Consider the following 21,361-nt stretch of genomic DNA (forward strand, 5'->3'; position numbering starts at 1 on the left):
GATAGGCAAAAATCACTCCCACTCGATCGTCGCCGGCGGCTTGCCGGAGATGTCGTAGACCACGCGCGAGACGCCGCGCAGTTCGTTGATGATGCGGTTGCTGACGGTGCCGAGGAAGTCGTACGGCAGGTGCGCCCAGTGCGCGGTCATGAAGTCGATGGTCTCCACCGCGCGCAGGGCGATGACCCATTCGTAGGCGCGGGCGTCGCCGACCACGCCGACCGACTTGACGGGCAGGAACACGGCGAAGGCCTGGCTGGTCTTGTCGTACAGGTCGGCCTTGCGCAGCTCGTCGATGAAGATGGCATCGGCCTTGGCCAGCAGTTCGGCGTACTCGGGCTTGACCTCGCCCAGGATGCGTACGCCCAGGCCGGGGCCGGGGAACGGATGGCGGTAGACCATGGTGCGCGGCAGGCCGAGCTCGACGCCCAGTCGGCGCACCTCGTCCTTGAACAGCTCGCGCAGTGGCTCGACCAGGCCCAGCTTCATGTGCTCGGGCAGCCCGCCGACGTTGTGATGGCTCTTGATGACATGGGCCTTGCCGGTCTTGCTGCCAGCCGACTCGATCACGTCCGGGTAGATGGTGCCCTGGGCCAGCCACTTGGCGTTGCTGAGCTTGTTGGACTCCTCGTCGAAGATCTCCACGAACAGGTTGCCGATGATCTTGCGCTTGGCTTCCGGATCGCTGACGCCTTCCAGCGCCTTGAAATAGCGCTGCGCGGCGTTGACCCGGACCACCTTGACGCCCATGTGCTCGGCGAACATCGCCATCACCTGGTCGCCTTCCTGCCAGCGCAGCAGGCCGGTGTCGACGAATACGCAGGTCAGCTTGTCGCCGATCGCCTTGTGCAGCAGCGCGGCGACCACCGACGAATCCACGCCGCCGGACAGGCCCAGGATCACCTCGTCCTCGCCGACCTGGGCGCGCACGCGGGCGATCTGGTCCTCGATGATGTTGGCCGCGGTCCACAGGGTCTGGCAGCCGCAGATGTCGACCACGAAGCGGCGCAGCAGGGTCTGGCCCTGCAGGGTGTGGGTGACCTCCGGATGGAACTGCACGCCGTACCAGCGCTTGTCCTCGTTGGCCATGGCGGCCACGGGGATGCGGTCGGTGGTGGCGGTGATGGTGAAGCCCGGCGGCGCGACCGACACATGGTCGCCATGGCTCATCCAGACATTCAGTCGCGGCTCCCCGCCGTGGTCGCTCAGGCCCTTGAACAGCGCATCGGCGTGGATCACGTTGACTTCGGCATGGCCGAACTCGCGCTGATCGGCCGCTTCGGTCGCCCCGCCCAGCTGCGCCGCCAGGGTCTGCATGCCATAGCAGATGCCGAAGATCGGCAGGCCCGAATCGAACACTTCCTGCGGCGCGGCCGGCGCGCCCGGCAGCGTGGTCGATTCCGGACCACCGGAGAGGATGATGCCCTTGGGCTGGAACGCGGCGATCTCGGCCGGGTCGTGATCCCAGGCCCAGATCTCGCAGTACACGCCGATCTCACGGATGCGGCGGGCGATCAGCTGGGTGTACTGCGCGCCGAAATCGAGGATCAGGATCTTGTCGGTGTGGATGTTGGTCATCGGGGCCGGGAATCGGGAATGGAGAATCGGGAATGGGTAAAGCGGTGAAGGCGCTGGTTCATCGATTCCCGACTCCCGATTCCCCATTCCCGGGCAAGCATCAGCCTGCGCGGTAGTTCGGCGGTTCCTTGGTGATCTGCACGTCGTGGACGTGGCTCTCGCGCTGGCCGGCGCCGGTGATGTGCACGAACTGCGGCTTGGTGCGCATCTCCTCGATGGTCGCGCAGCCCACGTAGCCCATCGTGGCGCGCAGGCCGCCGATCAGCTGGTGGATGATCGCGCTCAGCGGGCCGCGGTACGGCACGCGGCCTTCGATGCCTTCGGGCACCAGCTTGTCGGCGTCGGAGGCGTCCTGGAAGTAGCGGTCCTTGGAGCCCTTCTCCATCGCGCCCAGCGAGCCCATGCCGCGGTAGCTCTTGTAGCTGCGGCCCTGGAACAGCTCGACCTCGCCCGGGGCTTCCTCGGTGCCGGCGAACAGGCCACCGGCCATCACCGTGGAGGCACCGGCGGCCAGCGCCTTGCCGATGTCGCCCGAGTAGCGGATGCCGCCGTCGGCGATCAGCGGGATGCGGTCGGCCAGCGCCTCGGCGACCATGTTGACCGCGGTGATCTGGGGCACGCCCACGCCCGCCACCACGCGCGTGGTGCAGATCGAACCCGGGCCCACGCCGACCTTGACCGCATCGGCGCCGGCGTCCATCAGCGCCAGCGCGGCGTCGCCGGTGACGATGTTGCCGCCGATCACCTGCAGCTGCGGATAGGTCGTCTTGACCCAGGCCACGCGATCCAGCACGCCCTGCGAATGGCCGTGCGCGGTGTCGACGATGATCACGTCCACGCCGGCGGCGGCCAGCGCCTCGACGCGCTGCTCGGTGTCGCCGCCGACGCCGACCGCGGCGCCCACCAGCAGGCGGCTGTCGCGGTCCTTGGCGGCGTTGGGACTGTCGGACTTCTTCTGGATGTCCTTGACCGTGATCAGCCCGCGCAGGGCGAAGGCGTCGTTGACCACCAGGACCTTCTCGATGCGGTGCTTGTGAAGCAGCTCGAGCACTTCCTCGTCGCTGGCGCCTTCGCGCACGGTGATCAGGCGATCCTTCTTGGTCATGATGTGGCGGACCGGATCGTCGAGCTTCTTCTCGAAGCGCATGTCGCGGCTGGTGACGATGCCGACCAGCTGGTGGCCGTCGACCACCGGCACGCCGGAGATGTTGCGCGCGCGGGTGAGCTTGAGCACCTCGGCGATGGTGGTGTCCGGGCCGACGGTGAACGGCTCGGTGATCACGCCGGCCTCGAAGGTCTTGACCTTGGCCACTTCGGCGGCCTGGGCCTCGACGGTGAGGTTCTTGTGGATGATGCCGATGCCGCCCAGCTGGGCCATGGTCACGGCCAGACGATGCTCGGTCACCGTGTCCATGGCCGCCGACAGCAGCGGCAGCTTGAGCTTGAGGTCGCGGGTCAGGCGCGTTTCCAGGTTCACGTCCTTGGGCAGGACGGTCGAGTGCGCGGGGACCAGGGAAACGTCGTCGTACGTCAGTGCTTCAGCCAGGATGCGGAGCATCGGCTCACCTAACCGGTTCTAGGGAAGCGCGACATTTTAACGTATTGGGGCGGGGATTGGGGATTCGGGATTGGGGATTGGCCACAACAAAGCGTCCCGCTGCCGTCCGATCCCGGACGCAAACGGAATCGGCCAACGCATGCCTTTTGCCCTCGCTTTCAACCAATCCCGAATCCCGAATCCCCAATCCCCGCCGCATCAGCAGCCTCGATCGTGTTCTGCATCAGCGTGGCCACGGTCATCGGGCCCACGCCGCCGGGGACCGGGGTGATCCAGCTGGCGCGCTGGGCTGCGGCCTCGAAGCCCACATCGCCGGTGAGGCGGCCGTCCTCGAGCCGGTTGATGCCCACGTCGATCACCACCGCGCCGGGCTTGACCCACTCGCCCGGGATCAGCTGCGGCCGGCCGACCGCGACCACCAGGATGTCGGCGTTGCGCACGCTGGCTTCGAGCACATCGGCCGGGGTGAACTTGTGGCAGCAGGTCACCGTGCAACCGGCGATCAGCAGTTCCAGCGCCATCGGCCGGCCCACGTGGTTGGACACGCCGACGATGGTGGCGTTGCGCCCGCGCACCGGCTGGTCGGTGTGGCCCAGCAGGGTGACGATGCCGCGCGGGGTGCAGGGGCGCAGGCCGAATTCGCGCAGGGCCAGGTGGCCCACGTTCTCCGGGTGGAAGCCGTCCACATCCTTGCGCGGGTCGATGCGGTGGATCAGCCGGCGCGCGTCGGGAATGCCCGGCAGCGGCAGCTGTACCAGGATGCCGTGGATCTTCGGGTCGGCGTTGAGCTGGTCGATCAGGGCCAGCAGCTGGCCTTCCGTGGTGCCGGCCGGCAGATCGTAGTCGTGGGCGACGATGCCGACTTTCTCGGCCGCGCGACGCTTGTTGCGCACGTAGACCGTGCTGGCCGGGTCGCCGCCCACCAGCACCACGGCCAGGCCCGGCGCGCCCTTGCCGGCGGCCACGCGCGCGTCGACCCGCTGCTTGAGCTGGTCCAGGAGGTCCTCGGCGATGCGACGGCCGTCGAGGATGCGGGCGGGGGCGGAAGCGGTCATCGAAGGCGCGGTATAGAGTGCAGGCCCCCTATTGTCCCCGATTGGCACCATGACCGACACCACGCACCTCGAAGCGGCCGCCTTCCGCCGCCTGCTGCAGCATCTCAACGTCGAGCGGCCGGACGTGCAGAACATCGACCTGATGATCCTGGCCGGCTTTTGCCGCAACTGCCTGTCGGACTGGTACCGCGAGGCGGCCGAGGCCGCCGGCACGCCGATGACCAAGGACCAGGCCCGCGAGGCGGTCTACGGCATGCCCTTCGCCGAATGGAAGGCCAGGCACCAGCCCGAGGCCACGGCCGAGCAGCTGGCCGCGTTCGAGGCGGCACGCAAGCGACACGGCTGAGCGTGGGGCTGAAAGCCCCTCCCCTGCACGCGCAGGCGCGCAGGACCGGTGCCGCTGCTCAGCCCTCGCCCACGCCCAGCTTCTCGCGCAGCGCGGCGCGGTAGGTGCGGCTGCACGGCAGCGTGGTGCCGTCCTTCAGATGCAGGCGGGCCTCGCCCCCGTCGATGGGTTCGATCGAGGCCACCTGGGCCAGGTTGACGATGTAGCTGCGCTGGATGCGCACGAAGCGGTCCGGGTCCAGTCTGGCGGCGATCTCGGTCATCGTGCTGCGCAGCGGGTAGTCGTGGCCGCGCACGCGCAGGTTGACGTAGTTGCCCGCCGCACGGACCCATTCGACCTCATCGGTGGCGACCAGGAAGTCGCGCCCGAGCTTGCGCACCAGGAAGCGCTCGGGCCGGTCCACCGGCTCCAGCGGCTGGCCCTCGTCCGGCGGGGCCAGCAGGCTGGCCTCGCCCTGCAGCCGGCGCATGGCCAGCCGATAGAGCTCGATCAGCAGCACCCACCAGAAGTAGCCGCGCACGTCCTTGAGATACTCGTAGAACAGGCCCTTGGGCCAGTCGCCGAAGTCGTAGTGACCGCCCATCCACCAGTAGGCCAGCGTGCGCAGGGCGACCATGCCCGACACGTGCGTCACCGAGACCGCCACGCTGAACAACAGATGCCGCGGCAGCTGCCTGCGCCAGGTGTCCCAGTGGAACGGATAGCGGCGGGAGAACCAGGCGATCGGCAAGACCATCGCCAGCCACATCAGGTGACTCGAGCATTCCCAGACCACCGGCTCCCAGTCGGCGAAGTGCAGCCCGACCTTGTGGATGTCCATGATCACGGTGACGCTGCTGAAGGTCGCCCCCACCACCGCGTTGAGCACCCAGAAGCCGATCTCGAACCAGCGCTTCCACGGCAGGAAGCGTTCGTAGGCGGTCGGTGCGGGTGCAGGCATCCGGCCATTCTACGAGTCCTTCGGTCCGTGCCGCTCCCATCGCGGCGCTTGCCGCCGCGCGTGCACGGGACCCCGTCCCCGCAGACCCGCGGTTGGTCCCAAACCCGCGGGGTGTGGTCACTTTCGGCTGGTCCGGCCAGGACGCAGGGGAAACACTGAGCAACATCCCGGCCGACGCTCTGCCATGACCACGCCCTTGCCTGCTCCTCTCTCCGATCACCACCCCGATGGCTCCGCGCTGTCTGCGGCTACTCCGGTCGGTGCGCGCGACCACCGTGCCGATCTGATGCTGCTGCTCGCGCTGGCGCTGGTGCGCTTGATCGCCCATCTGTGGCTCAACGGCGCCTATGGCTTCCACCGGGACGAACTGCAGGTGCTGGACGACGCCCGGCATCTGGACTGGGGCTATGTGCCCTACCCGCCGCTGGTGCCATGGCTGGCGCGGCTGGAGCTGGCCGTGTTCGGGACCTCGCTCATCGGCTTCCGCATCGTGGCCGTGCTCGCCCAGTGCGGTGCGATGGTGCTGGCGGGACTGATCGCCGCCGAGCTCGGCGGCCGGCGCTTCGCCCAGGTCTGCGCGGCGCTGGCCACGGCGTGCATGCCGTTCGGCCTGGTCAACAGCAGCATCCTCATGTACTGCGGCCCGGACCTGCTGTGGGTGGTGGCGGCCGCGTGGCTGGTGCTGCGCCTGGCCAAGGGCGGCGATCTGCGCCTGTGGCTTGCGCTTGGCGCGGTCTTCGGCCTTGGGCTGATGACGCGCTACACCATCGTGTACTGGGCCATCGGCCTGGCCGCGGGCGTGCTGGCCGGACCGATGCGCGCGCAGCTGCGCACGCGCTGGCCCTGGCTGGGCGTGGGCGTGGCCTTCGCGATCTTCCTGCCCAACCTGGTCTGGCAGGTACGGCACGACTTCATCTACCTGGACTTCGTCGCCCACATCCATGCGCGCGATGTGGCCATCGGCCGCACGGATTTGTTCTTCCCCGAGCAGCTTTACGCCAACGCCAGCGCGCTGACCCTGCCGATCTGGCTGGCGGGACTGGGATTCCTGACGCTGGCCGGTTCGATGCGCCCTTACCGCGTGCTGGCCTGGATGTATGCGGTGCCGTTGCTGCTGTTCGCGCTCTCGCGGGGACGCGGCTACTACATGGCGCCGGGCTATCCGATGCTGCTGGCGGCCGGCTATGTGGCCATCGAGCGCTGGTGCGCCTCCATGCCGGCGGGTCGCGCGCATGGACTGCGCATCGCCGTGGCTGCCTTGCTGGCGGTCGGCCTGCCGCTGGGCGCATCGCTGCATCTGCCGATCGCGCCGATCAACTCCCCGCTCTGGCACTTCAACCGGCGCCTGCACGGCGACTATGCCGAGCAGGTGGGCTGGCAGGAACTGGCCCAGCGCGTGGCCACGGTCTACCGCGCCCTGCCCGAGGCCGAGCGGGCCAACACCGCCATCCTGGCCAACAACTATGGAGAGGCCGGCGCCATGGCCCTGTACGGCCCGGCGCTCGGCCTGCCGCCGGTGATCAGCCGGACCAACTCGGCCTGGTATCGCGGCTATGGCAACCCGCCGCCGAGCGTGATCATCGAACTGGGCAATACCGAAGAGGATCAGCGCGGCAGCGTCGCCAAATGCACCTCACACGGCGTCTTCCGCAACCGCGAGGGGGTGGCCAACGAGGAATCTGCGAACGGCTACGCGATCTTCGTCTGCCGCGACATCCCGCCGATCTGGCCGCAGATCTGGGGCGTCAAGCCGCGGTTCGGTTGAGCGGCGCGGGCGCGCGGCCTGGTTCAGGCCGGAACGCAGTGCTCGACGATCAGCTGGATCGCGTCGCCGCCGCGATAGTCGTCCGGGGCCAGGCGATAGGCGATGTGCAGCCGAGGCGGTGGCGGTTCGCGCGTGAGGCCGTTGAAGTGGATCGCGTCCAGCGGCTTGCTGCGCTGCGGGCAGCGCAGCACCAGCTTGCGATGGCGCTCGCCGATCGGCCGCCAGTCGATCACCTCGAACACGCCGTCGAACAGCGGTTCGGCGAAGCCCTGCCCCCATGGCCCACCGTCGCGCAGGGCCTCGGCGTGGGCGCGGTCGAACTCGTGCGGCAGCAGCTCGCCGTCGCTGAGCAGTTCGGCCTGCAGCAGCGCGGCATCGAGCGAGGCGGCGGCGTACGCGTGGAAGGCGGCCTCGAACGCCGGCAGCTGCGCGAGATCCAGGCTCAGGCCGGCGGCCATCGCATGACCGCCGAACTTCTGCATCAGCCCCGGATGCTGGGCATCGACCGCCGCCAGCGCATCGCGGATGTGGAAGCCGGGGATCGAGCGGGCGGACCCGCGCAGCGCGTCGCTGCCGGGCTCGGCCGGGGCGAAGGCGATCACCGGGCGGTGCACGCGATCCTTCATCTTCGAGGCGACCAGGCCGACCACGCCAGGGTGCCAGTCGGCATCGAACAGGCACACCGCGATCGGCACCTCGCCATCGAGTGCGGCGACCTTGGACAGGGCGGCCTCGGCCGCATCGGTCATCTGCTGCTGCACGCCGCGGCGTTCGGCGTTGATCGCATGCAGCACGCCGGCCATCTCGCGCGCCGGGCCGTCCTCGTCGCACAGTAGGCAGGCGATGCCCAGCGCCATGTCCTCCAGCCGGCCGGCGGCGTTCAGACGGGGCGCGACGGCGAAGCCGACATCGGCGGCGCTGAGCGTCTCGGCGCGGCGGCCGCAGACCTCGATCAGCGCCCGCAGGCCGGCGCAGCCCTGCCCCGCCCGCAGCCGGCGTAGGCCGGCGGCGACCAGCGCACGGTTGTTGGCATCCAGCGGCACCAGATCCGCTAGGGCGCGGCGCCCGTCTGGACACTTTTTCGGTAGCTGTCGAAATTTAGGCAACCTCGCCTGTGGATTCGAAACAGAGCCGAACACTTCAGATATTCCTTGGGTTGTGCACTTTTGGCCAGGGTCCATCGTGCGAGGAGATGCTAGCTAACAACTTGCACCAACCCTACCAGCCGTGTGACTCCGTCGGAAGCGGACACAAAACAGACTTCGGCGCAGCCCCCGAGGGGCTGCCGATATCCGCCTGAAAGGAGCAATAAACCCAAGGATATGCCTTTAATATCAATTAGTTACTTGATACTAGCTGCCATAGTTGCTGCCCTGATTACGTTCGCCAAGGCTCAGGTGTGAGATCAGACGCTGCGTGATACAGCGGCAGACGATAGGTCCCGAATAGCCGCCGAAGCCGGCCCCAGTCGCGCCCTAGGAAGAGCCAGCGGAAATCTTCGTCGAATTGAAACTCCGAACGGAATGGATAGGTCGGCCTGTCATTGTCCACTCCTTCCAGAAGATCGAACCCATCTAGCGCAAGCACGCTGATCGCAGGCGCATCCTTCCGCTTCCGCCTACCCTCAAAGCCACATAGCCGCTCGGTTACCCTGCCAAGGAGTTCGGCAGGCGCAGGACGCAGATCAATGATCTCCGTCGCAACTCCTCTTGCACCTGCCGCACGCGTAACTGCAGCGAGCACTGCTTTGGCGCACAAATCGTCTGGGCAAGCCAAAAACGCCGGTGTTCGGAAACTCGGAAACAACGCATGTACGAATTCCGAGGCAACCTGTTCGGCGAGAACTTCACCTTCGCGTAGCGAGGTCATTTACTGCAGCCCCTGCGGACCAAGACCTATCCGCTCGCCCATGGCGCGCACATAGAACGGTTCGAGGCTGGCATCCTTTAACCAACCCGGGAGATCACCAGGCTCAAAAGCAGTCAGGTCGACGGTGGTTCGAAGCGCTCGGCAGTGCGGCTGCAATTCCGTCGTAGTGGCACGGGCGACACGCTCGGCATCTTTCGCTGGCACAGAGACGGCAACCAACAGTCCTCGCTGTTCGGAGCCATAGGGCGCACCGATGCCAGCCAGATAAGCCGCCTCGACACAATCCAGACCCGCGTAGAGCGCAATCAACCGGTCGACTAACCAAGTAGGCCAATCGCTGGAAGCCCCTATCCAAAGCTGCTGACCGCCCGTGTCGATCCGCTCGACGATGGCCACCTCTCCATGATCGAGCAGCGCAGCGATTTCTTCGGGATACAGCGTACAACCTACCTCGTTTGGGTTGAGCATCAGTGTCGCACCCCGTGTCCATTCGAATAGTTGACGTCCGGTTAGCACCAAGACAGTCGCTGCAGACCCGGCCGCTGTTCTGGCCTGCGATTCTTCGGTGAAGAATGGCAACACGGTCAGACCTTCGGGCGTTGTGAACTGGATGAAGCGCAGACGTTCACCACGACGACCACTGCGTGGCGTGTGAGCGTAGACCGTTGCATCCAGCAGCGCACGGAAAAAGGCCGGTTCCGCCGACTTGTCGGCGAGTGCCTCATGCATCAGCCTGGCGAGTTCGTCTGCAGGAATCACGCGTGTTCGTTGGGCTCGGTTAGACTAAGGAATACTTAGTCTAACCGGATTGTATGCCTCCGCGCCCATGCCTGGAAGCAAGCCCACGCCTCGGGCGCGACCGTGCGCGCCCCTTTCCCGACGCGCACTACTTGCGCACTATTTTGGTGATGGTGCCATCCATACCGGTCGAGGTGAGCTCGAAGTTAACCTGATCGCCCTGCTTCAGGGCGGTCAGGTCCACCTCGGGCGCCTTGAAGGTCATGGTCATCGCCGGCCACTTCAGAGCATCGATTGGTCCATGAGCGATCGTGATCGTCTTCGCAGCGGTGTCGACCGCCTCGACCGTGCCGCTGGCCGACGCCATGGTAGCCGCCGATGCCATTTCCGGCATGGGCATCGATTCGTTGGAAGCTGATGCCGCCGTGGATGCTTTCGATTCTGCAGGCATTTCCGCATGATTCGTCGACGCGGGGGCATTCGCATCCCCCGAAGGCGACGAGCAGGCGGTCAGCAGTGCAAGGGTGAGTACGAGGGTGGGCATTTTCATGGGTTCTCCTTGGGCTAGATGATGAGTGCAAAAAAGGGACCACCTACGCAGCTGCCAGTGCCCAGGTGGTCATACTTCGTCAGCAAGGGCAATTGCGGTCGCCCTCTTGTGTAGCAGCGGTCCTATCCGTGGTGATGACGCGGTCGTAGCGCTTCGCGGCGCCATCCACCAGTTCAGCGGTCACACACGAGTCCTCGGTGACGGTGACGCGTGCGTGGCCGATGGTTTTGTATAGCGTGGCACCGCTGCTCTTGTAGGGGACGAAGCCGCGCTGGATCGCCAGCGACGTGCCGACATCCGGTGCCGGCGTGTGCTTGAAGCACACCTGGAGCTGATGATCGGCGATCTGGTGGACCGAGCCGACTGGGGCTCGCTCACGCGGCGCGGCCGCAGCAGCGATCGGGAGCAGCAGGCTGATGGCGAGCGATGTTAGATGCAGTTTCATGGGAACCTCCTGATAAGTCAGAGGGAGTGGCACGCCGGGCACCAAACGGGGCGCTCGCCGTGGCCGGTCATGTCGGCAACGCCGACGAAGAAAGTGAGCTGGGACGTGATTGGCGTGATCGCCGCAAGCGACGCCGCTGCAGCAACCGGTACGCGGCCGGAATCACGAGCATCGAGAGCAACGGCGCACTGAGCATGCCGCCGACCATCGGCGCAGCAATGCGCTGCATGACTTCCGAGCCGGCGCCGCTTCCGATCAGGATCGGGAACAGACCGGCCAGGATCACGGCTACGGTCATCGCCTTTGGTCGCACGCGTTGCACGGCGCCTTCGCGGATCGCGGCGTCGAGTTCCGCCTCGCCCGCGCTCGGATTCGCGGCGAGTTGGCGTTCCCACGCGTGGCGCAGGTACAGCAACATGATGATGCCGAACTCGGCGGCGACGCCGGCCAGGGCGATGAAGCCGATCAGCGTGGCGACCGATACGGCATGGCCCATGCCCCAGATCAGCCACAAGCCCCCGACCAATGCGAGTGGCAGGCTGAGCATGATGATCGCGGCCTCCGACACGCGTCGAAACACCAAGTAAATCAGGCCGAAGATGATTACCAACGTCGCGGGAACCACCACGCGCAGCCGCTCACTGGCACGTTTGAGGTACTCGTACTGGCCGGACCAACCCACGGCGTATCCGGCTGGCATCGGCACCTGCTTTGCGACCGCACGTTGCAGATCGGTCACCACCGAGCCGAGATCGCGTCCAGCCACATCCACGTAAACATAATTGCTGAGGCGAGCGTTATCGCTGCGCAACATCGGCGGGCCTTCGCTGAAGCTCAGCTCGGCGACCTGTCCCAACGTCAGCTGCACACCACTTGGCGCGAGCAAAGGCAACTGCGCGAGTGCGGCCGGCGAGTCGCGGATCGTGCGTGGATAGCGCACCACCACCGGGTAGCGTTCGCGGCCCTGGATGGTCTCCGCGACCGGTTCTCCACCCACCACCGTCGCAATCAACCGCTGCACATCGGCCTGGCTTAAGCCGTACCGGGCGGCCATATCGGGCCGCACCTTCACGTCGATGTAGCGACCACCCGCGATGCGTTCGGCCAGCGCCGAACTCACGCCGGGCACGGTGCGTGCAACCCGTTCGATGCGATCGCTCAACTGCGCCAGCACCGCAACGTCGGGCCCCGAGACCTTGATGCCGATCGGGCTCTTGATGCCGGTGGCCAGCATGTCGATGCGGTTGCGGATGGGCGGCACGAACAGGTTCGTCAGCCCCGGCACCTTGACTGCGCGGTCAAGTTCCTCGCGCAGCTTCTCGGGTGTCATCCCCGGCCGCCATTGGCTGCGCGGCTTGAAGGTGATCGTCGTCTCGAACATCTCCAGCGGTGCCGGGTCGGTGGCGGTCTCAGCCCGGCCCGCCTTGCCAAACACGTGGTCCACTTCGGGCACGGTCTTGAGCATGCGGTCAGTCTGTTGCAGCAACTGCGATGCCTTGCCAGCAGACAAGCCGGGCAATGCCGATGGCATGTATAGCAGCGTGCCTTCCTCCAGGGGCGGCATGAACTCACTGCCAAGACGTAAGAGCGGAATCAGGCTAACCAGCAGCACGACACCGGCCAGCGCCAATGTCAGTTTCGGGAAACGCAGCACTGCATCCAGCACCGGCCGATACAGCGCGATCAGGATGCGATTGAGCGGGTTGTCTTTCTCGGATCGGATATGGCCGCGGATCAGGTAGCCCATCAGTACCGGAATCAGGGTGATGGACAGGCCCGCCGCAGCGGCCATGGCATAAGTCTTGGTGTAGGCCAGCGGTGAGAACAACCGTCCTTCCTGCGCCTGCAAGGCGAACACCGGCACGAACGACAGCGTGATCACCAGCAGACTGACGAACAGCGCCGGACCGACCTCGCTGGCGGAAACCGCCATCAGCTCCCAGCGCTCGGCGCCCTCGGGTTCACGGTGGTGCTCGTCGCGGAAATGCTCGAGGTGCTTGTGCGCGTTCTCGATCATCACCACCGCGGCATCGACCATCGCGCCAATCGCGATCGCGATGCCACCGAGCGATAGCAGGTTCGCGGTGATGCCCTGCATGTGCATGACGATGAAGGCCGCGAGCACGCCCAAGGGCAAGGTGATCACCGCCACCAAGGAGGAGCGTACGTGCCACAGGAACAGCGCACACACCAGGGCGACGACAAGGAATTCCTCGCCGAGCTTGCGAGTGAGGTTGCGCACGGCTTCGAGGATCAATTCGGAGCGGTCATAGGTCGGCACGATTTCGACACCGGCCGGCAGGCTTCCCTTCAGGTCCTGCAGCTTGGCCTTGACGGCTTCGATCGCGGCCAAAGCGTTCTTGCCCGAACGCAGAATGATCACGCCGCCGGCGACTTCGCCTTCGCCATCGAGTTCGGTGATGCCGCGGCGCAAGGCCGGTCCGCGTTGCACCATCGCCACATCCTGCAGTAGCACCGGCACGCCGTCGTTGCCGGTCGTCACAGGGACGCGCTCGAAATCGGCGCGCGTACGCAGATAGCCTTCGCTGCGTACCATGAACTCGGCTTCGCCCTGCTCGATCACCGAGCCGCCAGTGGCGCCGTTGGCGGACTGAATGGCTTCGACGAGTTGGTTGATGGTGAGGCCGCGCGCCGCCAGCGCCTGCGGATTTGGCACGATTTGCCAGGCTTGGACCATGCCGCCGACGCTTGCGACTTCGGCCACGTCGGGCACGGTCTTGAGGTCGTAGCGCAGAAACCAGTCCTGTAAGGCGCGCAGCTGCCCCAGGTCGTGCTTGCCGGTGCGATCGACGAGCGCGTACTCATAGATCCAGCCAAGACCCGTGGCATCCGGCCCGATCGCCGGACTGACCTGCGCCGGCAAGCGATCACGTACCTGGCTCAGATACTCGAGCACGCGCGAGCGTGCCCAGTACAAGTCGGTCTTGTCGTCGAACAGCACGTAGACGAACGAGTCGCCGAAGAACGAGAAGCCACGCACCGCCTTGACGCCCGGCACCGACAGCATCGTTGTGGTCAAGGGATAGGTGACCTGGTCTTCGACGATGCGCGGCGTCTGCCCGGGCCATTCGGTGCGGATGATGACCTGCGTATCCGACAGGTCGGGCAAGGCATCGAGCGGCGTGTGCAATACCGACCAGATGCCGGCCGCTGCCAGCGCAATGGCAGCCACCAGCACAAATAGCCGGTTAGCGATAGAGGCGCGAATGATGCGGGCGATCATGGCTGCCGTCCCGCCGCAGGCACATCACGAATGGTGCAATCCGGGTTCGCCTCGGGCGCGAACTTGGGCACCAACTGCATGTCCATGTAGGGCGACTTGCCGGGTTTGTCGAAGTGCTTGTCCGGCACCATCGGGTCATACCAATAGGTCACTGGGCATTGCCGTGCCTTGGGTGACGCGGTGACCGCTGGTGTTGCAACGGCTGGGGGCGCCTTCTTCTTGGGCGGTACTACGGGTGGCGCCGGGCGCGCGGGCGCAGCCTGCGGCGGCATCGCCATGTCTGGCATACCGGGCATGACATCGCTCGGCATGTTCGCTTCTTCATCACCCGCACCGGCATTGAGGCGTTCGAGTGCGCCTGACAGGTTCGCTTCGGAATCGATCAGGAACTGCCCCGAGGCCACCACCTTCTCGCCACCTTTCAGCCCCGCGAGAATTTCAGTCATGCCGTCACCACTGCGACCGGTCTGCACGCGCACGGGATGGAACATGTCGTCGGCGCCGAGCACGATCACGCGAGCCTGCGCACCCGCTCCGATCAACGCGTCCGTCGGTACCAGCGGCCGTTCGATACTCGCAGTTGGCTGCAAGGTGATCTGCGCGAACATGCCCGGTGCCAGGAGACCGTCCGGGTTGTCCAGAACGATGCGGGCCCGTTGGGTGCGGCTACTCATGTCCACTTGCGGCAGCAAGGTTTCCACGCGGCCGTGGAAGGCCTCGCCTGGCAATGCGTCGACAGCCGCTTCCACCAACGTACCCGTCGCGATGCCCGCAGTGCCCGCTTGCGGAATCGACGCTTCGAGCCAGACCGTCCGGGTACCGTTGACGCGGAACAGCAGCGTGCCTATCGGCGCCGACTGCCCTTCGCGCACGCCGATTTCGCTGACGACGCCGGTCACGGGTGAGGTCAAGGTGAGTCGTCCGCGCTGCCCCGCACCACTGCCCGCGGGCAGACCCAACGCACGCAACCGTTCGTGGGCGGCGGATTGCAAACCTCGTGCGGCGGCGGAGCGAGCTCCACCTAACGCTCGCGCTTCGGCAATCGCAGTGTTCCAACTTGGCGCGATGATGCTGGCCAGGGGTTGCCCCGCGCGCACCGGCTCAAACGGGGCACGCACGTGCAAGCGCTCGACGATGGCGTCGACTCGCGCACTGACGATGCGTTCCTGACGCAGGTCCCAGCCAATGGTGCCCGGCACGCGGACGGCTGCCGTCAGTCGGCCAGGCTTGACCACCACCGTGCGGATGCCGAGGTTCTGGCGCACGCCCGGTGCAACGGCAACGCCGCCGGCCGTCGCCTCGTCGGCGTACTTCGGCACCAGTTGCATGTCCATGAAGGGCGACTTGCCAGGCTTGTCGAAGTGTTGGTCGGGCACCATCGGGTCGTACCAATAGAGCGCCTTGCGTTCGGCGGACTGCGGGCTCGAGGTGTCGGCGGCGGATGAACTCCCGTGAGTGCGCCCCCACCAGTAACCGAGGCCGACGGCGGCCACCAGCGCAAGGGAAACAGCAGCAGTGACCACGCTGCGACGAGTGGTATTCATGGCTGCATCTCCGAGGGCAACAGGAAGGCCAGCGCGGCCCAGGCACGTCCGAGTTCACCCAGGTGTTCGGCGTGCGCGAGGTGCACATCGAGTTCGTCACGTCTGGCGTTGAGCCACGGCTGCAGTTCGCCGCCGGCGCGATACGCGGCGAGCGTCGTCGCACTGCGGTCCTGCGCGAGCGGCAACAGGGAGTGCTCATGCAGGGCGACCTGGCGCTTCAGCCCTTCCCATCGAGCGAGATCCGCGCGAATGCGCGCCGCTTCCTGGCGACGCAGGTCTTCGCGGGTCGCCAACGCGGCCTGATAGTCCGCTTCCCGGGCTGCGATGCCACGATCCTGCCGGTTACGCGAGAACAGCGGCAAGCCGATGCCCACTTCGAACATGATCATGTCGCTGCGACCACCGGCACGCTGGCCATAGGACGCACCCACGCTCCAGTCCGGATGCTTGTCGGCGCGGGCGACATCGATCGCAGCTGCGGCGGTTTCGAGCTGAGCGGTGGCGGGAAGCAACGGCCCTACCCGATTCACCTCTGCCAGCAATCGGGCTTCGGATACAGGCAGCGAGTCAAAGTTCGGGGCTTGATCGGCAACCTCGACCGGCGCGTCGCCCAGCCAGCGCGCCAGCCCGGCTTGTGCCGCCAGCTTCTCGGCACGGGCGGCCTCGATGCGGTTGTCGAGTTCCAGCAGTGCGGCCTCGGTGGCGAGTGCGTCGCTCACCGGTTCGCCACCGCTCGCCACGCGTGCCTTCGACACCTTCGCCGCCAGCGCGGCTTGCTCACGCAGCTTCTGCAGCGCCGTCAATTGGCGCTGCGCGGCCCACACGGCGATCCAGGCTTCGGCCGTGGCGCGGCGCACGGCCAGCACTTCGGCGTCTGCTTGCGCCTGCGCTTCGTCGATCTGGCGCGCGGCGAAGGACTGACGCGCTGAACGCTTGGCCCGCGAGGGAATCTCTTGCCGCAGCCCGATCTTCTTCATGGTCATGTCGTCGGCGCGCGTATCGAAGGCATCGCTTCCGGTGACTGGCAGGTTGTCGATGCCGACCATCAGCATTGGATCAGGCAAGGCGCCGGCGCGGGCTGCTTCTTCTTGCGCGGCCAACACACCGGAGCGGCGGGCATCGAGCATCGGCGCACGCTCGCTGGCCAGACGGATGGCTTCCGGCAGCGTGAGCTTATGGGATGCGGCCAAAGCCGCAAATGGCGTCGCCAGCACGGCCACGCACAAGGTCCGGACCAACGCACACTTAAGTGCGGCCCAGGACCGACAACGATCAAAACGGGAGTTCATGACGCCTCCGAAACGGACATGGCCGCGCGCACGGCGCATCGGCGCCGGCGCGGATTCGCTACGTCGTTTCGGGGGCTAGATCAGAAGACTGCAGAAACGCAGCCGTGGGGGCGGATCGGATCGGGCGATCGGCACGTCAGCCTGGATGGTGACGTGGGATACAGGTTGCACGTAGACCGGCGCCAGGATGAGCGCCGGCAACGCAAGCGGTGGCACCGATAGCTTGGCGGTGTCGGTAGTAACTGTGTGATCAGGATTACAGTGCTTCTGACAAAGAAGCGGATTGTCCTTGTCGTGCTGCTGGGCCATGCCCATCTCGGCGCAAGGCTCCGCCATCGCCATGGTCTGGGCGGACATCTGCTCCATCGGGCACAGATACGCCGCCAGCGCCGCCTGCTGGAACAGCAGGCAGACGATCACCAGGACGGCGATCTGTAGGCGGTGGCGGGCGCGCCGGGTCATGGGCGGGATGGTACTCCTCTGGCGGCGAGCAAGCCGAATAGTCCATAGACGCGGTTTAGCGCGGCGAGTTCCCAACATCCGGTGGCCAACCGACTACCCACAGCACGGCCTTTGCTGCTGGATGGGCGGACACGGCACCGTGCCGTAGGAGCAGAAAACACAGCAGTCGCCCGGTTCGGGCTTCAGCAGCTCGCCACAGGCCGTGCACTCGTAGAAGAACTGGCACGCCGTCGTCGGCATGGTCTCGACGGCCTGGTGACCGCATTGCGGACACGTCAGCGTGCTCTGCAACTGCAACTCAGCCACCGTTGGCCCTCGCCTTGGCCGGGAAGCCTGCCTCGGAGATCGCACGCGCGATAGCTGGCACGTTGGTGCGATCGGCATCGAAGTCCACGGTGACAGTAGCCGCCTTGGTGTCGACTTGTGCCTTGGAAACGCCGGGCACCTTGTCCAGGGCCTTTTCGATCGTGATGCTGCACGCCGGGCAGGTCATGTTTTCAACATCGAGGACGGCCTTCTTCGGCGTCGCGGCCCACGCCATGCCCGTCCACAAGATCATCAACCCAACAATCCACTGGCGCATCGTTCGTCTCCTACATGAACCAAGCTACGTAATACGGGAAGAGCAGCAGCAGCGCGATCACGACGGTTGCCATCCAGAGCCAACGCCGGCGGCGGCGCAGCCCGCCTGGATCAATGCAAGCTCCGTCCGTTCGACAGCGGGAGGCAGGACCGTACAGACTCCAAAATGCCCAGCCAAGGCACGCCAACGTGGCCACGCTGAACCAAGGTCGCCAGGCATCCAGCGCGGTGAGGTTGGCAATCCACGCGCCGCTGACGCCCAGCAGCACCAGAACCAGCGGCACCACACAGCACACGGACGCCGCGATGGCGGCAAAACTCGCCGCAACGATGGCTGGCAGGGAGGATTTGGCGGGGAGGTTGGCCATGAGCGCATACTACGGTCTGTACCTGGGTACGGAGTCAAGCCATGGCCGAGAGCGCCCTCACCATCAGCAAACTGGCGGCATCGGCCGGCGTGCATGTCGAAACCGTGCGCTACTACCAGCGCCGCCGGCTGTTGCCGGAACCCCAACGGCCCTTGGGCGGCTTCCGCCACTACGGACCAGCCGATGTCACCCGTCTTCAATTCATCCGGCGAGCCCAAGCGATGGGATTTACCCTGGATGAAATTGCCGGCCTGCTGGAACTCAAGGGCAAGCGGGCCTGTGAGCAAACGCGTCGACTGACCGAACTCAAACTGGTCGATGTTCGCGAACGACTCGATGCGTTACATCGGCTGGAAGTCGATCTTATGAACCTCATCGCTGAATGCAGTCAGGCGCCTGGCGGCGAGTCGTGTCCGACCCTGGACCGTCTAGAGCATGCGACGGAGCACTCGGACAAGCGCGGTCGATGCGCCGCGATAGCCGATTAGGCATGACCATGTGCATCGTCACATGGCGTCATTTCGACTTGCAGCGTCGCGTGGTGAATGCTGAACCGCTCCTCCAGTGCAGCGGCCAGTGAGCGCCGGACTTGTTCTCCATCGCCCCCATCGCGCAACACGATATGCGCCGTCAGCACCGGCTCCTTGGAGCCCAAGGCCCAGGCATGCAGGTCATGAACCGCGATGACGTTGGGGTGCGACAGCATCATGGTGCGGACCTCGTCCAACTCCAGGCCATGCGGCACGCCTTGCATCAGCACCTGACCAGCTTCCCGCAACAATGTCCACGTACGCGGCAGCACCCAAAGTCCGATGAGGACTGCGATGATGGGGTCGGCCACCGTCCATCCGGTGAACTTGATCACCAACGCGCCGACGATGACACCGACGGAACCCAGCATGTCGCTCCAGACTTCCAGATAGGCGCCCTTGACGTTGAGGCTGGTGCCGCTGCCCGCCTTGAGTAGGCGCATCGAGATCAGATTGATGACCAGGCCAATCGCAGCGATCACCAGCATGCCGCTCGAGGCGACTTCCGGCGGATCGCGAAAGCGGCCGACGGCCTCCCACAGGATGTAGCCGGCGACCAGGAACAGCAGGCCACCATTGATCATCGCGCCTATGGCTTCCATCCGCGCATAGCCATACGTGCGCTTGGCGTCGGGTGGTCGTCGGCTCAAACGCACAGCGAACAACGAGATTGCCAGCGCAATGACATCTGTGCCCATGTGAGCGGCATCGGACAGCAATGCCAGGCTATTGGTAATCAATCCACCGATGACCTCCGCAATCAGGAACGCGGTAGTTAAGCCAAAGGCCCACCACAATGGCTGTTCGTGCTTTATCTCGCCGGTGCCGTGATCGTGTCCTGCGCCCATAAGAAGTCTCCCGTAATCGAATCGATGGTTCGAACGCGTTATTCGGTCTGCGGACTCGTTCCGAGCATTGCCCGCATCAGTGCGGGCAATCGCCGGATGTGGCGAACAAGCAGTGCTACCGCCAGCGCGAGATACACCCAGGCCAAGGCCGTCAGCACGGCGATCTCGCGCTCGGGCGTGGCCTGGTAGAAGAAGGCCAGCCCGAGTTGCGTCACGAACAGACTCGCCAAGGCCAATGCCCCCCAGAGGCTAAGCCGCAGCGGCAACAGCAGCGCCAGCGCGAACACGGATTGCGCCGCCGTCAGGAAGAACTCCTCGTGCTGGCGCGCATCCAGCGGAAGCGACATCACTCGCCCAGCGCCGATGCTCATCGCGATCGGCAACATGCCGACCAACAGCGTCCACTGGTTGATCTTGTCACTGATCATGGTGGTGAGGCCGGCACGGGCGCGGCCATCAAGGGCGAACAGGATGGCGATGGTGACCGCTGGCGCTTCGCTGGCCAGCGGTGCCAGCCACTGGACTACAAGGAACTCGTCGATGCCTAGACGACGACCTGAAGCCACCAGCGATTCGGCGAAGGGTTCGGCCGCCAGCAGGATGACACCGGCCGCCACCACACTCATCGCCGCCATCACCGTCCAGCGCTTGGCGGGCGTCAACTGCGCGATCACCGCGCCTGGGCCCGGTTCTTCGTCTTCCTCTTCCTCTTCGTTCTCCGCGCGCGAGGTGCGCCACAGGTACAGGCAGAACAAGACGCCCAGCACGAGAAAGTCGATTATGCCAATGCTGTTCTTCAGCAAGATGATGAAGGCATACGCGCTGGCTAGGGCGAGGAAAACGATCTCGACCGAGTTTTCGTACTGCAGCACGATTCCTCGCTGTCGCGAACGCCACCAATGCAGGCCCACCAGCAGCGGCCAGGCCAGGCCGATCAGCAGACGATTGGCGCCTGTCATGTTCGCTGCGGCGTAGGCGACGTAACCCGAGGCCGGATCCTGCCCGGCGCGATAGGCGTAGTAGAAGTCGACCGCGTATTCGGGCAGCACTGTAATCAACGCAACCACCGCCAGCACGAAACCGGTGGCGATGTATTTTTCCGCCGCTTCGGCACCCCATGACAACAGGAAGCCCGCTGCCAGGATCGCAAGACCAAACAGCACCGCATCACCCAGCGCACCCGCGCTACCGCTGGTGATGCGCAGATACGTGGCGGGCAGGACGGCCGCTACTGCGGCGCTCACGGGAACGACGAATTCACGAATGCCGTTATGGAGGCGAGTCATGCGCGGCTTCTCCTTCGATGAGTCATTCGGCTGGGCTCGACGGGCCGATTGCCTCGTGCCGCTCCACCGGCACGACGAACACGGCCCCTACCGGCAGGTCGCCGATGCGGCCTACCTCATGGATCAGGGCCACAATCTGTTCGGTCCGCGCATCTTCGCAATAGGCTTCCAACCGCACGTCGGATTCACCCTCTGGCGCCAGATCGGCACGGACGATGGCTTCGTTCGGATGCACGACGCCGTGCACCCGGGACAGCGAGAGGTGGTAGAGGCCCGCACGCTCGATTACCCGCACGATGCGATCAGCCAGCGATGGACGGACAAAGGCGACAATCATCTTCATGGTGGGCACTCCCGATGTTGA

General features: G+C 65.7%; 20 protein-coding genes and 1 pseudogene. 3 read left to right on the forward strand and 18 right to left on the reverse strand.

Going from position 1 to position 21,361, the window contains the following annotated elements; translation table 11 throughout:
* Positions 1-12 precede the first annotated feature (12 nt).
* From guaA to folD, 3 genes are all read right to left on the reverse strand, one after another.
* Positions 13-1,578 carry a glutamine-hydrolyzing GMP synthase gene (guaA, locus tag WFQ05_RS02930; RefSeq protein WP_130522576.1) on the reverse strand — a complete coding sequence of 522 codons (1,566 nt, stop codon included), beginning with the start codon at positions 1,576-1,578 and terminating at the stop codon, positions 13-15.
* A gap of 100 nt (positions 1,579-1,678) precedes the next feature.
* A complete protein-coding gene (guaB, locus tag WFQ05_RS02935; protein WP_130561683.1) occupies positions 1,679-3,136 on the reverse strand; it encodes an IMP dehydrogenase in 1,458 nt (485 codons plus the stop codon).
* A gap of 158 nt (positions 3,137-3,294) precedes the next feature.
* Positions 3,295-4,191, reverse strand: a complete 897-nt coding sequence (gene folD / locus WFQ05_RS02940) for a bifunctional methylenetetrahydrofolate dehydrogenase/methenyltetrahydrofolate cyclohydrolase FolD (protein WP_130561682.1) — start codon at positions 4,189-4,191, stop codon at positions 3,295-3,297.
* Positions 4,192-4,240: 49 nt separating this feature from the next.
* Between folD and WFQ05_RS02945 the strand changes: the two genes are divergently transcribed.
* Complete coding sequence (locus WFQ05_RS02945) at positions 4,241-4,537, forward strand: DUF1244 domain-containing protein (RefSeq protein WP_130533134.1); 297 nt, start codon at positions 4,241-4,243, stop codon at positions 4,535-4,537.
* Between the two features lie 58 nt (positions 4,538-4,595).
* Here the strand turns inward: WFQ05_RS02945 and WFQ05_RS02950 are convergent, their stop codons facing one another.
* A complete protein-coding gene (locus WFQ05_RS02950) occupies positions 4,596-5,477 on the reverse strand; it encodes a LytTR family DNA-binding domain-containing protein (RefSeq protein WP_337052587.1) in 882 nt (293 codons plus the stop codon).
* A gap of 184 nt (positions 5,478-5,661) precedes the next feature.
* On the opposite strand from WFQ05_RS02950, the gene WFQ05_RS02955 reads away from it, so the two are divergent.
* On the forward strand, positions 5,662-7,242 hold the full coding sequence (locus WFQ05_RS02955) for a glycosyltransferase family 39 protein (protein ID WP_337052588.1): 1,581 nt from the start codon (positions 5,662-5,664) through the stop codon (positions 7,240-7,242).
* Between the two features lie 23 nt (positions 7,243-7,265).
* Here WFQ05_RS02955 and WFQ05_RS02960 read toward each other — a convergent pair.
* The 11 genes and pseudogenes from WFQ05_RS02960 to WFQ05_RS03015 all read right to left on the reverse strand — a co-directional run.
* Positions 7,266-8,297, reverse strand: a pseudogene (locus WFQ05_RS02960) (DHHA1 domain-containing protein); the annotation flags it as partial.
* Positions 8,298-9,111: 814 nt separating this feature from the next.
* Positions 9,112-9,870, reverse strand: a complete 759-nt coding sequence (locus tag WFQ05_RS02965) for an SseB family protein (RefSeq protein ID WP_130522582.1) — start codon at positions 9,868-9,870, stop codon at positions 9,112-9,114.
* A gap of 127 nt (positions 9,871-9,997) precedes the next feature.
* A complete protein-coding gene (locus WFQ05_RS02970; RefSeq protein ID WP_234852496.1) occupies positions 9,998-10,399 on the reverse strand; it encodes a copper-binding protein in 402 nt (133 codons plus the stop codon).
* A 79-nt stretch (positions 10,400-10,478) separates the two neighbouring features.
* Positions 10,479-10,844, reverse strand: a complete 366-nt coding sequence (locus tag WFQ05_RS02975) for a hypothetical protein (protein WP_130522583.1) — start codon at positions 10,842-10,844, stop codon at positions 10,479-10,481.
* Between the two features lie 67 nt (positions 10,845-10,911).
* Complete coding sequence (locus WFQ05_RS02980; RefSeq protein WP_130522584.1) at positions 10,912-14,088, reverse strand: efflux RND transporter permease subunit; 3,177 nt, start codon at positions 14,086-14,088, stop codon at positions 10,912-10,914.
* Complete coding sequence (locus tag WFQ05_RS02990) at positions 14,085-15,632, reverse strand: efflux RND transporter periplasmic adaptor subunit (protein ID WP_130522585.1); 1,548 nt, start codon at positions 15,630-15,632, stop codon at positions 14,085-14,087. Before WFQ05_RS02990 ends, WFQ05_RS02980 begins: the two co-directional genes overlap by 4 nt.
* Positions 15,629-16,852, reverse strand: a complete 1,224-nt coding sequence (locus WFQ05_RS02995) for a TolC family protein (RefSeq protein WP_234852498.1) — start codon at positions 16,850-16,852, stop codon at positions 15,629-15,631. The genes WFQ05_RS02990 and WFQ05_RS02995 overlap by 4 nt, the downstream gene beginning before the upstream one ends.
* A gap of 144 nt (positions 16,853-16,996) precedes the next feature.
* Positions 16,997-17,383 (reverse strand): hypothetical protein, encoded by a 387-nt coding sequence (locus tag WFQ05_RS03000; RefSeq protein WP_130522587.1) that lies wholly within the window; start codon positions 17,381-17,383, stop codon positions 16,997-16,999.
* A gap of 93 nt (positions 17,384-17,476) precedes the next feature.
* Positions 17,477-17,689: a GDCCVxC domain-containing (seleno)protein gene (locus tag WFQ05_RS03005; protein ID WP_130522588.1), complete on the reverse strand. Its 213-nt coding sequence runs from the start codon at positions 17,687-17,689 to the stop codon at positions 17,477-17,479.
* Entirely contained in the window at positions 17,682-17,966 is a 285-nt protein-coding gene (locus tag WFQ05_RS03010; RefSeq protein ID WP_130522589.1) for a heavy metal-associated domain-containing protein, read from the reverse strand. Before WFQ05_RS03010 ends, WFQ05_RS03005 begins: the two co-directional genes overlap by 8 nt.
* A 10-nt stretch (positions 17,967-17,976) precedes the next feature.
* Entirely contained in the window at positions 17,977-18,333 is a 357-nt protein-coding gene (locus WFQ05_RS03015; RefSeq protein ID WP_130522590.1) for a mercuric transporter MerT family protein, read from the reverse strand.
* Positions 18,334-18,374: 41 nt separating this feature from the next.
* On the opposite strand from WFQ05_RS03015, the gene WFQ05_RS03020 reads away from it, so the two are divergent.
* On the forward strand, positions 18,375-18,821 hold the full coding sequence (locus WFQ05_RS03020; RefSeq protein WP_130522591.1) for a MerR family transcriptional regulator: 447 nt from the start codon (positions 18,375-18,377) through the stop codon (positions 18,819-18,821).
* On the opposite strand, the gene WFQ05_RS03025 is transcribed toward WFQ05_RS03020, so the two are convergent.
* The 3 genes from WFQ05_RS03025 to WFQ05_RS03035 are packed head-to-tail and all read right to left on the reverse strand — an operon-like array spanning position 18,818 to position 21,340.
* Positions 18,818-19,711, reverse strand: coding sequence for a cation diffusion facilitator family transporter (locus tag WFQ05_RS03025; RefSeq protein WP_130522592.1), 894 nt, complete (start codon positions 19,709-19,711; stop codon positions 18,818-18,820). The two genes, WFQ05_RS03020 and WFQ05_RS03025, sit on opposite strands and share 4 nt — an antisense overlap.
* A gap of 38 nt (positions 19,712-19,749) precedes the next feature.
* Positions 19,750-20,997, reverse strand: a complete 1,248-nt coding sequence (locus tag WFQ05_RS03030) for a sodium:proton exchanger (protein WP_162456371.1) — start codon at positions 20,995-20,997, stop codon at positions 19,750-19,752.
* Between the two features lie 22 nt (positions 20,998-21,019).
* Positions 21,020-21,340: a P-II family nitrogen regulator gene (locus WFQ05_RS03035; protein WP_130522594.1), complete on the reverse strand. Its 321-nt coding sequence runs from the start codon at positions 21,338-21,340 to the stop codon at positions 21,020-21,022.
* Positions 21,341-21,361: the final 21 nt, after the last annotated feature.

Origin of the sequence: Pseudoxanthomonas sp. USHLN014 (assembly GCF_037153335.1) — a bacterium.
In the GTDB taxonomy this organism is placed as follows: domain Bacteria; phylum Pseudomonadota; class Gammaproteobacteria; order Xanthomonadales; family Xanthomonadaceae; genus Pseudoxanthomonas_A; species Pseudoxanthomonas_A winnipegensis.